The organism is Streptomyces sp. NPDC127177 (genome assembly GCF_042672475.1).
In the GTDB taxonomy this organism is placed as follows: Bacteria; Actinomycetota; Actinomycetes; order Streptomycetales; family Streptomycetaceae; genus Streptomyces.
In genome coordinates, this window is record NZ_JBHXUW010000037.1 from 14,767 (window position 1) to 27,289 (window position 12,523).

A 12,523-nucleotide genomic window follows, 5' to 3' on the forward strand; every position below is an offset into this window, starting at 1 on the left:
TTCGAGAAGCACCAACCCTTCCGAGAAGAGAGATCGTCCATGCAGCGAACAGTCCCCGTCGCCCTGCTCAGCGCCGCCATGCTGGTGGTCGCCGCGACCGGCACGGCGCAGGCCGCGTCACCCGCCCCCGGCACGCTCACGTCCCAGGACCTGACCGTCGACGGCGTGGGCTCCCCCCACTACCGCATCCCGGCCCTGACCACCTCGGTCAAGGGCACCCTGCTGGCGGCGTACGACGCCCGGCCCACCCTCGGCGACCTGCCATCGAACATCGGCGTCGTGCTGCGGCGCAGCACCGACGGCGGTACGACCTGGCAGGCACAGCAGGTGGTCCGCAAGGACGCCGCGCCCAAGGGCTACGGGGACCCGAGTCTGCTGGTCGACCGGACCACCGGCCGGATCTTCCTGTTCTACGCGGCCGGTGTGAACCAGGGCTTCTTCGGCTCGGCCACCGGCAACGACGAGAGCGATCCGGACGTCCTGCAGGCCGACTACAGCTACTCGGACGACGACGGGGTGACCTGGACGAGCCGCCGGATCACCAAGCAGATCAAGGACCCCGCCTGGGGCGGCGTGTTCGCGGCCTCGGGCGAGGGCATCCAGCTGCGCGGCGGAGCGCACAAGGGCCGGCTGATCCAGCAGTACGCCATCCGCAACAACGGTGCCAACTACGCGGTCAGCGCCTACAGCGACGACCACGGCGCCACCTGGAAGACGGGCACGCCGGTCGGACCGGGCGGCGACGAGAACAAGACCGTCGAACTGAACGACGGCACGATCATGCTCAACAACCGGTCGGCACCGTACCGGACGATCGCGTACTCCACGGACGGCGGTGTCACCTACACCCCGTTCGTCCAGGACACCGCGCTCCCCGACCCGGCGAACAACGCCTCGGTCATGCGCTACGCACCCGACGCGCCGGCCTCGGACCCGCAGTCGTCCTGGCTGCTGTTCAGCAACACCGAGGACACCGGCTCCCGGCGCAACCTCACCGTCAAGATGTCCTGCGACAACGGGAAGACCTGGCCGATCAGGAAGGTCGTCGACCCCGGCGCAGCGGCCTACTCGACGCTGACCCGGCTGCCGGACGGCCGGCTGGGTCTGCTGTACGAGCGCGGCAACACCGAGCACATCACGTACGACTCGTTCGATCTGAAGTGGCTGGGCGGCACCTGTGCGGACGTCACGATCACTCCGCCGGCCTCCCTCGGTGCGGGCACGAGCACGCAGGTGACGGTCCGGGTCGTCAACAGGATGGACGTGACCCGCAGCGCGGGCACGGTCGACCTGGCCGTGCCGAGCGGCTGGACGGCCACGCAGACCGCGATCCCCGCGCTGAAGCCCGGTCAGGGCGCCAACATCAAGGTCCCGGTCACCGTGCCGGCCGGCGCGTCCGGCAGCGCCGCGCTCACCGCGACGTACAAGGCGGACGGCAAGCAGGCCCAGGGCAGTGCGACGGTGACGGTCGCTCCGTAGCCGGGCGCGAAGATCCGGGACGGGTACGCCCGGCCGCCGTACGCGGTGGCCGGGCGTACCCGTGCGGTCGCGTGGCCTTCGGCCCCTTGACCCGCGATCGCCTCTGCCTCAATCGCCGGTTCCTCGATCGCCTGTTCCTCAGTCGGCCCCGTTCCTCAATCGGCGGACGGGCTCGATTCCGGGGCGAGCCTCGCGCGGATGCCGTCGAAGTGGGTGCGCATCGCCCGCACCGCGCGCAGGCCGTCGGCCGCCGCCACCGCGTCGACGATCTCGCGGTGCTGCCTGCAGGTGACCCACGGGTCCTGGTGGCCGTCGTCGAGGTCCTCGCGCACCCGGTCCATCGCCGCCCAGAACGCGTCCAGTACCTCGCTGAGCAGATGGTTGTCGAGCGAGGCGTAGAGCGCGAGGTGGAACGCGCGGTCCGTGGCGCGGGCGACCCGGCCGGCCCCCGCCTCCTCCTCCATCTTCGCCACCAGCGCGCCCAGGACGCCGAGGTCCTCGTCGGGGATGCCCGCCGCGACGGTCCCCACCAGCCCGGCCTCCAGCGCCTCGCGCACCTTCATCAGCTCGGCGAGGCCCGGCTCGCCCTGGCGGTGCCGGACCGCCGCGCGGAAGGCCAGCCCTTCGGCGAACGGTGACAGGGAGAGCGAGCCGACGAAGGTGCCGAATCCGCGCCGGATCTCGACGACGTTGACCGCCTGGAGCGATTTGAGCGCCTCGCGCACCGAGACCCGCCCGGCCCCGAAGAGTTCCATCAGCTCGGCCTCGGTGGGCAGTGCGTCGCCCGGTGCGAGCCGGCGTTCCAGGATCAGTTCCTTGATCCTTCGCTCGATGTCCTGAGCCATGGTGGGCCGCGCCACAACGTCCTCCTGAGGTGCCTTTGCCCCTTGACCGGTCACAGGAGCATCTGTTTAAGGTGAGGATAGACATCAGACATCTTACGTCTCACGTCTCGATCCAATGAGCCGCACAGGCCATGGACCGGTATCCCGATCAGCTGGAGTCTCCACCATGTCTCTGACCGCACCGCTGCACGGCGTCGTTCCGCCGGTCTGCACCCCGCTCGACTCCCGCGGGGAGGTCGACACCACCTCCCTCGTCCGGCTCGTCGAGCACCTCATCGGCGGGGGCGTGCACGGACTCTTCGCACTCGGGTCCACCAGCGAGGTCGCCTACCTCACCGACGAACAGCGCGCCACGGTCCTGGAGACCGTCGTCAACGCGACCGACGGCCGGGTCCCCGTGCTGGCCGGCGTCATCGACACCACCACGGCCCGGGTCGTCGAGCACGCCAGGACCGCCGCCCAGCTGGGCGCGGACGCCCTGGTCGCCACCGCGCCCTTCTACACCCGCACCCACGGCAAGGAGATCGCCGGGCACTTCCGCCGGCTGCGCGCCGAGGTGGACCTGCCGCTGTTCGCTTACGACATCCCGGTCGCCGTGCACAGCAAGCTGTCCGCCGCGCTGGTCCGCGAACTCGCCGAGGACGGCACCCTGGCCGGGCTCAAGGACAGCAGCGGCGACGAGGGCGGACTGCGCCGGCTCGTCGTCGAGCTCGGCGGCCGCGAGGGCCGCGCGCAGGGTCCGGTGCCGGAGTTCAGCATCCTCACCGGCTCCGAGCTGACCGTGGACGCGGCGCTGCTCGCCGGGGCCGACGGCGTCGTCCCGGGCATCGGCAACGTGGACCCGTCCGGCTACGTACGGCTCTACGAGGCCGCCCGCGCCGGGGACTGGACGCTCGCCGCGAAGGAGCAGGAGCGGCTCATCGAGCTGTTCGCCATGGTCGACGTCGGCCCGGAGGCGGACATGGGCCGCAGCTCCTCGGCGCTCGGCTCGTTCAAGGCGGCCCTGCGGCTGCTGGGCATCATCGACTGCGGCGACACCGCGTTCCCGCAGATCCAGCTGTCCGCCGAGTCCGTAGCGCTGGTCTCCGGACTGCTGCGCGCCGCCGGTCTGCCGCCGGTCCGATGAACTCGGCAGATCCGACGGCGCCCGCCGGGCGGCCGGTCGTCGGCCTCGACCTCGGCGGTACGAAGATCGCCGCCGCGCTGCTCGACGGCGACGGCACGGTGCTGGCCCGGCACAGCCGGCCCACCCCGGCCCGCGAAGGTGCGGCGGCGGTGCTCGACGCGCTCGCCGCCGCCGCCGCCGAGGTCGACCCCGCCCGGACCGCCGCCGCACTCGGCATCGCGGCGGCCGGGGTGGTCGATCCGCGTACCGGCATGGTCACCAGCGCCACCGACTCGATCCGCGGCTGGGCCGGCACCCCTCTGGGCGTCGGCCTCGCCAACCGGACCGGATACCCGGTGGCCTGCGACAACGACGTACGCGCCACGGCCGGCCCCGAGCTGGCCGCGCTCAACGCGGAACAGCGGGACCACGGCTCGCTGCTCTTCGCCGCCATCGGCACCGGTGTCGGCGGCGCCATCGCCGCCGACGGCCGGATGCTGCACGGCGCCGCCGGCATCGCCGGACACCTCGGCCACCTGCCCAGCCCCGAGGCGGCCGGACTGCTCTGCACCTGCGGCGCCACCGGCCATCTGGAGGTCATCGCCTCCGGGCCCGGTATCGCCGCCCACTACGCGCGGCTGACCGGCGCCCCGGTGGACCGGCTGGAGACCGTCGCCGCCCGCGCAGCCGGGGGCGACAGCGACGCGGTGTCCGCCATCACCACCGGCGCGGCCGCCGCCGGCCATGTGCTCGGCGGACTGGCCAACGCCTTCGGCCCCGACCGGGTCGTTGTCGGCGGCGGGGTACCGCGGATCGGCCCCCTGTACGCCGACGCCCTGCGGGCCGCCTTCACGTCGGAGCTGATGGCGCCGCTGCGCGGACTCGTACCCAGGGCCCCGCTCCTCGGCCACGACGCGGCCGTGCTCGGCGCGGCCGCCCTGATCACCACCCTTCCCCTCCACCACCCGGGAGCACTCCGATGACCGCGCAGAAACTGGCCGCCACCCTTCAGGGCAAGCTGATCGTGTCCTGCCAGGCGCCGCCCGGCGACCCGATGCGGGAGACCGCCACCCTGGTGCGCCTCGCGCAGTCCGCGGTCGCCGGCGGCGGCGCGGCGATCCGGGCCAACGAGCCGGAGGTCGTCGCCGCGATCGTGCAGGCCGTCGACCTGCCGGTCATCGGCCTCTGGAAGGACGGCGACATCGGCGTGTACATCACACCGACCGTCCGGCACGCCCTGGCGGTTGCCGAGGCGGGTGCGGCCGTCGTCGCGGCGGACGCCACCGACCGGGCGCGCCCGGACGGCTCGACGTTCGCCGAGCTCGTCGAGGCGGTCCACGCGGCCGGCGCGCTCGTCATGGCCGACGTCTCCACCCTCGCCGAGGGCGTCGCGGCGGCCGCGCAGGGCGCCGACTTCGTCTCCACGACGCTGTCCGGCTACGTTCCCGGCACACCGAAGCAGACCGGCCCCGATCTCGCTCTGGTCGCTGAGCTCTCCGCCTCGGTGGACGTCCCGGTCGTCGCCGAAGGCCGTATCAACACCCCCGAGGAAGCGGCCGAGGCCCTGCGACTGGGCGCGCACAGCGTCGTCGTCGGCACCGCCATCACCGCTCCCACAGCCCTGACCGCCCGCTTCGTCGCAGGCATCGCCCGGTCCTAGGCCAGTCCCTCCCCACCACGCGGGGCGGCTGTTCAAAGGCGAGCGCCGTCCCGCATCCTGGAGTCACCGTGCAGACCACATCACCCCCCACGCCCCCCTGGTACCGCCAGATCAGCCGTACCCAGTGGAAGTCGTTCTTCGCCGCCTGGATCGGCTACGTACTCGACGGCTTCGACTTCGTGCTGATCACGCTCGTGCTGACCGAGATCAGCGACGAGTTCGGCCTGAGTACGGTGCAGGCCGCCAGCCTGATCTCCGGCGCGTTCATCACCCGCTGGCTGGGCGGTGCCGTGCTCGGGGCCATCGGCGACCGGTACGGCCGCAAGCTCTCCATGGTGCTGAGCATCCTGCTGTACTCGGTGGGCACCTTCGCCTGTGGGTTCGCGTGGAACTACCAGAGTCTGTTCGCCGCCCGGCTGGCCATCGGCATGGGGATGGCCGGTGAGTACAGCGCCAGCGCCACGTACGTCATGGAGAGCTGGCCCGCCGGGCTGCGCAGCCGGGCCAGTGGCTTCCTGATCTCCGGCTTCTCGGTCGGTTCGGTGCTCGCCGCCCAGGTCTACGAGTGGGTGGTCCCCTCGCTCGGCTGGCGCTGGATGTTCTACGTGGGCCTCATCCCGATCGGTATCGCGCTGTGGATGCGGCGCTCACTGCCGGAGGCAGAGGAGTGGACGGAGTCCGTCGCGGAGAAGGGCGCCAAGCCCAATCCGTTCGGTCCGCTGTTCGTGACCCGTGCCCGCGCCACCGCGAACACGGTGCTGATCCTCGTCGCCACGGTCTCGCTGTTCCTGGTCTTCACGCCGGGCGGCGCCGGGATGGTGCCGGTGCTGTCGGTGGTCGCCGGCCTCTCGCTCGCCGCGTTCGCGGTGCAGCTGGGCGGGAAGCGCGGCTGGCTGCTGTACCTGTCGATGATCGTGACGCTGTTCTTCGCGTTCCTGTACTCGTGGCCCATCCAGGCCCTGCTGCCGACGTACCTGAAGACCGAGCTCGGCTACAGCCCGGACCAGGTCACCGACGTCCTGTACTTCGCGGGTTTCGGGACCATGGTCGGCTGCTGGGCAGCGGGGTTCCTGGGCGACTGGATCGGGGCGAAGAAGGCGTACGCGCTGACGCTGCTGGCCTCGCTCGCCTTCGTCTACCCGGTGTTCGCCGTGCACGACAACCTGATGCTGCTCGGCATCCTGCTCTTCCTGCTCCAGGCGACGAGCTTCGGCATCTCCGGACTGCTGCCGCGCTACATCGGCGGGCACTTCCCGACCCGGAGCCGGGGCGCCGCGCTCGGCTTCACGTACAACGTGGGCGCCCTCGGCGGGGCGGTCGCCCCGGTGCTCGGCGCACATCTCGCCTCCGGCATGGACCTGGGGCAGGCGCTGGCGGTGCTGACGTTCGCGGGCACGGTGATCGTGGTGCTGCTGGTCGGCTTCGACGTACCGGCCCGGCTGAACCGGCTGACGGACCCGGACGCCGCGGCCGATCATCTGGCGGTGGTACCGGCGGACGAGCGCGTGCGCGTGAAGCGGTAGGCACCCGGATCCGCGTCTGCGGACCGCCGCGGGTGTCCGCCTCCTCGGACCGCGATTCCTCAGACCGCGTAAGGCCGCGTCGGACCGCGATTCCTCAGCCCGCGACGCGCTCGAAGACGGCTGCGAGGCCCTGGCCGCCGCCGATGCACATGGTCTCCAGGCCGTAGCGCGCCTCGCGGCGGTGCAGTTCCCTGGTGAGGGTGGCGAGGATACGGGCGCCGGTGGCGCCGACCGGGTGGCCCAGCGAGACACCGGAGCCGTTCACGTTGATGCGCTCCTCGTGGTCCTTCTCGCCGAGCCCCAGTTCACGGGTGCAGGCAAGCACCTGGGCGGCGAACGCCTCGTTGAGCTCGATCAGGTCGATGTCGTCGAGGGTGAGCCCGGCGCGGGCGAGCGCCGCGCGGGTGGCGGGGACCGGGCCGATGCCCATGGTGGCCGCGGGCACCCCGGCGCGGGCGAAGGAGACCAGCCGGACGAGCGGGGTGAGGCCGAGCCGTTCCGCCGTGGCGGCACTGGTCACCAGGCAGGCGGCGGCCGCGTCGTTCTGGCCGCTGGCGTTGCCCGCGGTGACCGTGGCCTCCGGGTCGGACTTGCCCATGATCGGACGGAGACCGGCGAGCTGTTCGGCAGTGGTGTCGGGGCGCGGGTGCTCGTCGGCGGTGACCACCGTCTCGCCCTTTCTCGTCACGACGGTGACGGGGACGGTCTCCGCCGCGTACCGGCCCTCGGCGGCCGCCCGGGCGGCGCGCTGCTGCGAGCGCAGGGCCAGGGCGTCCTGGCCGGCGCGGCTGATCCCGTACTCGCGGCGCAGGTTCTCGGCCGTCTCGATCATGCCGCCGGGCACGGGGTGGTTGACGCCGCCCGCGGTGACCCGGCCCCGGGCGAGCGAGTCGTGGAGCTGGAGGCCGGGGCCCTTGATGCCCCAGCGGCCGTCGTGCGTGTAGTAGGGGGCGGCGCTCATCACATCGACGCCGCCGGCGATCACCACCTCGCTGAACCCGGCCCTGATCTGCATCGCGGCGTCCAGGACCGCCTGCAGCCCGGAGCCGCAGCGGCGGTCGATCTGGGCGCCGGTGACCGATTCGGGGAGCCCGGCGTCGAGCGCGGCGACCCGGCCGATGGCGGGGGCGTCCGAGGACGGGTAGGCGTGCCCGAGGATCACCTCGTCGACCCGGTCCGGGTCGAGGCCGGTACGGGCCACGACCTCGGCGATGACCCGGGCGGCGAGGGCGGCCGGCGTCAGCCCCGCGAACGCTCCGCCGAAGCGGCCGATGGGGGTGCGCAGCGGTTCGCAGATCACGACGGAGTTCTGGTCGGGCACGGCGGGACCTTTCCGGGGCGGCGGGAGGGGGCGGGCGGAGACAGGGGTGTGGTGCGACCCTCGCACCCGTGACTGAGCCGGTCCAATATCCAGTTCCCCCTGATTCCAGACGCGGCGCGTCTCAATGGGGCGGGGCGGTCAGCGGGCGGGCGTGGGCAGGGCCGTCTCCGCGACGGCGAGCACCGCGCCGAGGGCGGCGGACGGGTTGTCGGCCCGCCAGGCCAGGGCCGCCTGCCGCCGGATGGGCGGGCCGGCGAGCGGGCGGTAGACGAGGCCGCTCTGCTGGATGTGCTGGACGGAGGTGACCGTGAGGGTCACCCCGACACCCGCGGCGACCAGCGCCAGGATCGTGTACGAGTCGGGGGCCTCCTGCACCACTCTCGGGTTGAACCCGGCGTCCTCACAGGTCCCGACCATCGCGTCACGCACGGTGGAGCCGGTGTTGGCGGGGAACGAGACGAACGGCTCCCCGGCGAGCACCTCGATGGGAACGCTCTCCCCCGCGGCGAGCGGGTGGTCGGAGGGGAGCGCGCACACCAGCTCCTCCTCGTCGATCACCCGGTGGGCCACGCCGGGCTGGGTCACCGGCAGCCGGACGAACCCCAGGTCGAGCGAGCCGTCCGCGACGCGGGCGAGTGCGACGTTGGCGTACGTCTGGCCCGTCATGACGAGCTCGATACCCGGGTGGGCGGCCCGCACGGCCCGGGTCAGCCGCGGCAGCGTCTCGTGGCTGGAGGCCCCCGCGAAGCCGATACGGACCCGCCCGTACTCACCGCGGCCGGCGGCCCTCGCCGTCCGTACGGCGATGTCGAGGTCGTCGAGCACGGTCCGGGCCGGCTGCCGGAACGACTCCCCCGCGCTGGTGAGCCGCACCGAGCGGGTGTTGCGCTCGAAGAGCTGGACGCCCAGTTCCTTCTCCAGCTGCCGGATCTGCTGGCTCAGCGGTGGCTGGGCCATCTGGAGCCGCTTGGCGGCCCGGCCGAAGTGCAGTTCCTCGGCCACCGCGAGAAACGCGGACAGATGGCGCAGTTCCATGCCGAACCCACTCCCCAGCGGCCATTGATTCATCAAACGTCTTGATCTGACCCTAATTCGGTATTGGACGGCAATCAATGGCTGCTGACACGGTAGGGCGACGCGTACGCACCGGCAGAGGAGCACCGTGGCCACGACCGACCGGAGAGACAAGACGATGTCGATGAGGGCGGCGATCGCCTCCTTCGTCCACGACGGCGACACCGTCTGCATCGAGGGCTTCACCCATCTCATCCCGACGGCCGCGGGTCACGAGATCATCCGGCAGGGCCGCCGCGATCTGACGGTCGTGCGGATGACCGCGGACATCGTGGTGGACCAGATGCTGGCCGCCGGCTGCGTGACGCGCCTGGTCTCCTCGTTCGTCGGCAACTCCGCCGCCGGTTCGCTCGGTGAGCTGCGCCGCCGGGTGGAGAGCGCCGATCCCGCGCCCCTGGCCTTCGAGGAGTACAGCCACTACGGGATGATCTGCCGCTATCTCGCCGGGTCCCAGCGGCTGCCGTTCTACCCGCTGCGCTCCTACGGGGGCAGCGATCTGCCGTCCGTCAACAGCGACCTGCGCAAGGTCACCTCGCCGTACCCGGGCCCGGACGGCGAACCGGAGCAGATCTACGTCGTGCCGCCCGTGAACCCGGACGTGACGATCATCCACGCGCAACGCGCCGACCGCGGCGGGAACACCCAGATGTGGGGGCTGACCGGCGTCCAGGCCGAGGCGGTGTACGCGGCGAAGAAGGCGGTCGTCGTCGTGGAGGAGATCGTGGACGAGGCGGTGGTCCGCTCGGACCCGAACCGCACCCTGGTCCCCGCCCACGCCGTCGACGCCGTCGTCTGCTGCCCGCGCGGTGCGCATCCGTCGTTCGCGCAGGGGTACTACGACCGGGACAACGCCTTCTACCGGGCCTGGTCGCACATCAGCAAGGATCCGCAGCGGCTCCAGGACTGGCTGGACGAGTGGGTGCGCGGGACGGCGGACCACGCGGAGTACGTCGAGAAGCTCGGCCCGGAGTTCTGGGCGGGGCTGGCGGTCGGCGAGGCGCTCAGCGAGCCGGTCGACTACGGGCGGCGGCTGTGAGCGCCTCCCCGCCGCGTACGGATCCGCACACCGGACACGGGAAGGAACGGGTCATGACCACCGCCGCACCGGGCACCATCACCTCGTCCGAACTGCTCTCTGTCGTCGCCGCCCGTGAACTGGCCTCGCGCCGCACCGTGTTCGCCGGGATCGGTCTGCCGACGCTCGCCACCGAACTGGCCCATCTGACGGTGGCCCCCGACATCGAGGTGGTGTACGAGTCGGGTGTCTGCGGAGCCCACCCCTCGCACCTGCCGGAGACCATCGCCGACGCGGTCCTCATCACGGACGCCGAGGCGGTCATCCCGATGCCCATGCTCTTCGGCTGTGTGCTCCAGGGCGGCCACATCGACGTCGGGTTCCTCGGCGCCGCGCAGATCGACCGCTGGGGCAGTCTCAACACCTCGGTCATCGGCGACTGGGAGAGCCCCTCGGTCCGGCTGCCCGGCTCGGGCGGCGGCGTCGAGGTGATGGCCAACTCCCATGAGGTGTTCGTGGTGATGCGCCGCCACAACCCCCGCTCGTTCACCGCCGAGCTCGACTTCTGCACCACTCCCGGTCCCGACCGCGCCCTGGCCGACGGCATCAGGCCGCTGGGCGCCGGTGTCACCCGCGTCATCACCGAACTGGGCATCCTGGCCCGCGAGGGGGTCGGTGAGGAGCTGCGGCTCGTCGCCGTCCACCCGGGCGTCACCGTCGCGCAGGTCCGGGCGGCCACCGGCTGGGACCTCCGGGTCGCGGACACGGTCGAGGAGGTGCCGCCCCCGACACAGGACGAACTGCGGCTGCTGCGCGAGGATGTCGACCCGGACCGCGTGTATCTCCGCTGAGCCGCACGACCCGTCCGTCCACCACCTCGAGAGGACCGTAACCGCATGCGTATCAGGATCGTCGGAGCCGGAGCCATGGGCCGCGGCATCGCCCAGTGGGCGGCCGCCGCCGGACACACCGTCGAGCTGTGCGACGTACGGCCGGAGGCGGTGGCCGAGGCGGTCGGCTTCGTACGCTCCATGCTGGAGCGGGCCGTGCAGAAGGGCCGGATGTCCACGACGGACGCGGCGGACGCGGTGCGGCGGCTTGTCCCGTTGGAGGACCCGTGGGCCGAGGGCCCGGAGGTCGAGCTGGTCATCGAGGCCGTACGGGAGGACCTCGGCACCAAGACGGAGGTCTTCGGCCGGCTGGAACGGGCGTTGCCGGCCTCGGCCGTGTTCGCGACCAACACCTCCTCGCTGTCCGTCACCCGGATCGCCGCCGCACTGAAGGACCCGGCGCGGCTGGCCGGTCTGCACTTCTTCAACCCGGTCCCGCTGATGCGGATCGTCGAGGTGGTGCCGGGCGCCGCCACCCGTCCCGATATCCCGCCGCGGCTGACGGCGCTCGTGGAGAGCTGTGGACACCGCGCGGTCACGGTCGCCGACGCCCCCGGCTTCCTCGTCAACCATGCCGGGCGCGGGCTGGTGACCGAGGCGCTCGCACTGCTGGAGGAGGGGGTGAGCGACCCGGCCGGCATCGACCGGATCGCACGGGACGTACTGGGCCTGCGCATGGGCCCGTTCGAGCTGATGGACCTCACCGGGCTCGATGTGACCGCCGCGGTGATCGACTCGATCTGGGAGGGGTTCCGCTACGAGGACCGGCTGCGCCCCTCGTACCTGACCCCGAACCGGGTGGCGGCCGGACTGCACGGCCGCAAGACCGGACGCGGCTGGTTCGCGTACGGCCCCGAGGCGCCGGCCCGCGCCCCGGAGGCACCGGTCACCGGCGACGCGGACCGGCCGGTGCACGTCTTCGCCCGCGCGGCCGATGACCGGGACGTCGCCGCGCTGCGGGCGGCGCTCACCGCTGCGGGCGCCACCGTCGAATCCGGTTCCGGGCCGTCCGCCGAGGCCGTGGTGCTGGTCCCGGTCTGGGGCACCTCCGTCGCCTCGGCGGTAGGGGCGCACCGGCTGCCCGCCGGGCGCACCTTCGGTGTGGACCCGCTGCCCGCGGCCGGCCGGCGCCGGGTGCTGGCCGTGACACCGGCGGCGGAACCGGCGGCCGCGCGGGACGCCCGCGCGGTGCTGGCGCGGGCGGCGGACGACGGTGAGCCGTTCGCGGTGTCGGTGGTCCGGGACACGGCGGGCTCGGTCGCCCAGCGGCTGCTCGCCTCGATCGTGTCGGTTTCGGCGTCCATCGCGGAACGTGCCCTGGCTACCCCCGACGACATCGACGCGGCCGTCACCGCCGGTCTCGGCTATCCGGTCGGCCCGCTGGCCTGGGGCGAGAGGATCGGCGCTGCCCGGATGCTGGAACTGCACCGGGCGCTGCACGCGACGACCGGCGACCCACGCCACCGCCCGACCCGCTGGGTCACCGAACGGGCCGCGCTGGGCCTGGCCCTGACGGACCCGGGCACCTCCCCGCAACAGTGTCTGACGGACGCGGAGGGCCTGGCCGGGACGGCGTGAACAGGCCCGTGGCCCCGCGGGGCCGCGTGCCCG

General features: G+C 72.6%; 11 protein-coding genes. 8 read left to right on the plus strand and 3 right to left on the minus strand.

The genetic code is table 11. The annotated features are described in order from the left end of the window. The first annotated feature begins 39 nt into the window (after nucleotides 1-39). Nucleotides 40-1,479, plus strand: a complete 1,440-nt coding sequence (locus ACFVJX_RS22625; RefSeq protein WP_384129283.1) for an exo-alpha-sialidase — start codon at nucleotides 40-42, stop codon at nucleotides 1,477-1,479. Nucleotides 1,480-1,634: 155 nt separating this feature from the next. On the opposite strand, the gene ACFVJX_RS22630 is transcribed toward ACFVJX_RS22625, so the two are convergent. Then, nucleotides 1,635-2,339 carry a FadR/GntR family transcriptional regulator gene (locus ACFVJX_RS22630; RefSeq protein WP_384129280.1) on the minus strand — a complete coding sequence of 235 codons (705 nt, stop codon included), beginning with the start codon at nucleotides 2,337-2,339 and terminating at the stop codon, nucleotides 1,635-1,637. Nucleotides 2,340-2,490: 151 nt separating this feature from the next. Between ACFVJX_RS22630 and ACFVJX_RS22635 the strand changes: the two genes are divergently transcribed. The 4 genes from ACFVJX_RS22635 to ACFVJX_RS22650 all read left to right on the plus strand — a co-directional run bounded on the left by ACFVJX_RS22635 (nucleotide 2,491) and on the right by ACFVJX_RS22650 (nucleotide 6,612). Continuing rightward, complete coding sequence (locus ACFVJX_RS22635) at nucleotides 2,491-3,450, plus strand: dihydrodipicolinate synthase family protein (RefSeq protein ID WP_384129278.1); 960 nt, start codon at nucleotides 2,491-2,493, stop codon at nucleotides 3,448-3,450. Further along, nucleotides 3,447-4,412, plus strand: a complete 966-nt coding sequence (locus tag ACFVJX_RS22640) for an ROK family protein (protein ID WP_384129275.1) — start codon at nucleotides 3,447-3,449, stop codon at nucleotides 4,410-4,412. The genes ACFVJX_RS22635 and ACFVJX_RS22640 overlap by 4 nt, the downstream gene beginning before the upstream one ends. Continuing rightward, the gene (locus ACFVJX_RS22645; RefSeq protein WP_384129272.1) at nucleotides 4,409-5,089 is read left to right on the plus strand and encodes an N-acetylmannosamine-6-phosphate 2-epimerase; all 681 of its coding nucleotides are present in this window, start codon (nucleotides 4,409-4,411) and stop codon (nucleotides 5,087-5,089) included. The genes ACFVJX_RS22640 and ACFVJX_RS22645 overlap by 4 nt, the downstream gene beginning before the upstream one ends. Nucleotides 5,090-5,157: 68 nt before the next feature. Then, nucleotides 5,158-6,612 carry a sialate:H+ symport family MFS transporter gene (locus ACFVJX_RS22650; protein WP_384129269.1) on the plus strand — a complete coding sequence of 485 codons (1,455 nt, stop codon included), beginning with the start codon at nucleotides 5,158-5,160 and terminating at the stop codon, nucleotides 6,610-6,612. A 94-nt stretch (nucleotides 6,613-6,706) separates the two neighbouring features. On the opposite strand, the gene ACFVJX_RS22655 is transcribed toward ACFVJX_RS22650, so the two are convergent. Further along, nucleotides 6,707-7,933: an acetyl-CoA C-acetyltransferase gene (locus ACFVJX_RS22655; RefSeq protein ID WP_384129266.1), complete on the minus strand. Its 1,227-nt coding sequence runs from the start codon at nucleotides 7,931-7,933 to the stop codon at nucleotides 6,707-6,709. A 138-nt stretch (nucleotides 7,934-8,071) separates the two neighbouring features. Further along, nucleotides 8,072-8,968 carry a LysR family transcriptional regulator gene (locus ACFVJX_RS22660; RefSeq protein ID WP_384129264.1) on the minus strand — a complete coding sequence of 299 codons (897 nt, stop codon included), beginning with the start codon at nucleotides 8,966-8,968 and terminating at the stop codon, nucleotides 8,072-8,074. Nucleotides 8,969-9,125: 157 nt separating this feature from the next. On the opposite strand from ACFVJX_RS22660, the gene ACFVJX_RS22665 reads away from it, so the two are divergent. Genes ACFVJX_RS22665 through ACFVJX_RS22675 form a run of 3 tightly spaced genes read left to right on the plus strand, consistent with a single transcriptional unit; the run spans nucleotide 9,126 to nucleotide 12,490 of the window. Then, complete coding sequence (locus tag ACFVJX_RS22665; RefSeq protein ID WP_384129332.1) at nucleotides 9,126-10,043, plus strand: CoA transferase subunit A; 918 nt, start codon at nucleotides 9,126-9,128, stop codon at nucleotides 10,041-10,043. Between the two features lie 53 nt (nucleotides 10,044-10,096). Further along, nucleotides 10,097-10,873: a CoA-transferase subunit beta gene (locus ACFVJX_RS22670; RefSeq protein ID WP_384129261.1), complete on the plus strand. Its 777-nt coding sequence runs from the start codon at nucleotides 10,097-10,099 to the stop codon at nucleotides 10,871-10,873. A 45-nt stretch (nucleotides 10,874-10,918) separates the two neighbouring features. Further along, the gene (locus ACFVJX_RS22675; protein WP_384129259.1) at nucleotides 10,919-12,490 is read left to right on the plus strand and encodes a 3-hydroxyacyl-CoA dehydrogenase; all 1,572 of its coding nucleotides are present in this window, start codon (nucleotides 10,919-10,921) and stop codon (nucleotides 12,488-12,490) included. Nucleotides 12,491-12,523: the final 33 nt, after the last annotated feature.

Bases quoted from the DNA above. Each gene is read 5' to 3' on its own strand.
- ACFVJX_RS22625 (WP_384129283.1), top strand. From the start codon at position 40: ATGCAGCGAACAGTCCCCGTCGCCCTGCTCAGCGCCGCCATGCTGGTG.
- ACFVJX_RS22635 (WP_384129278.1), top strand. From the start codon at position 2,491: ATGTCTCTGACCGCACCGCTGCACGGCGTCGTTCCGCCGGTCTGCACC.
- ACFVJX_RS22640 (WP_384129275.1), top strand. From the start codon at position 3,447: ATGAACTCGGCAGATCCGACGGCGCCCGCCGGGCGGCCGGTCGTCGGC.
- ACFVJX_RS22645 (WP_384129272.1), top strand. From the start codon at position 4,409: ATGACCGCGCAGAAACTGGCCGCCACCCTTCAGGGCAAGCTGATCGTG.
- ACFVJX_RS22660 (WP_384129264.1), bottom strand. From the start codon at position 8,968: ATGGAACTGCGCCATCTGTCCGCGTTTCTCGCGGTGGCCGAGGAACTG.
- ACFVJX_RS22665 (WP_384129332.1), top strand. From the start codon at position 9,126: ATGTCGATGAGGGCGGCGATCGCCTCCTTCGTCCACGACGGCGACACC.
- ACFVJX_RS22670 (WP_384129261.1), top strand. From the start codon at position 10,097: ATGACCACCGCCGCACCGGGCACCATCACCTCGTCCGAACTGCTCTCT.
- ACFVJX_RS22675 (WP_384129259.1), top strand. From the start codon at position 10,919: ATGCGTATCAGGATCGTCGGAGCCGGAGCCATGGGCCGCGGCATCGCC.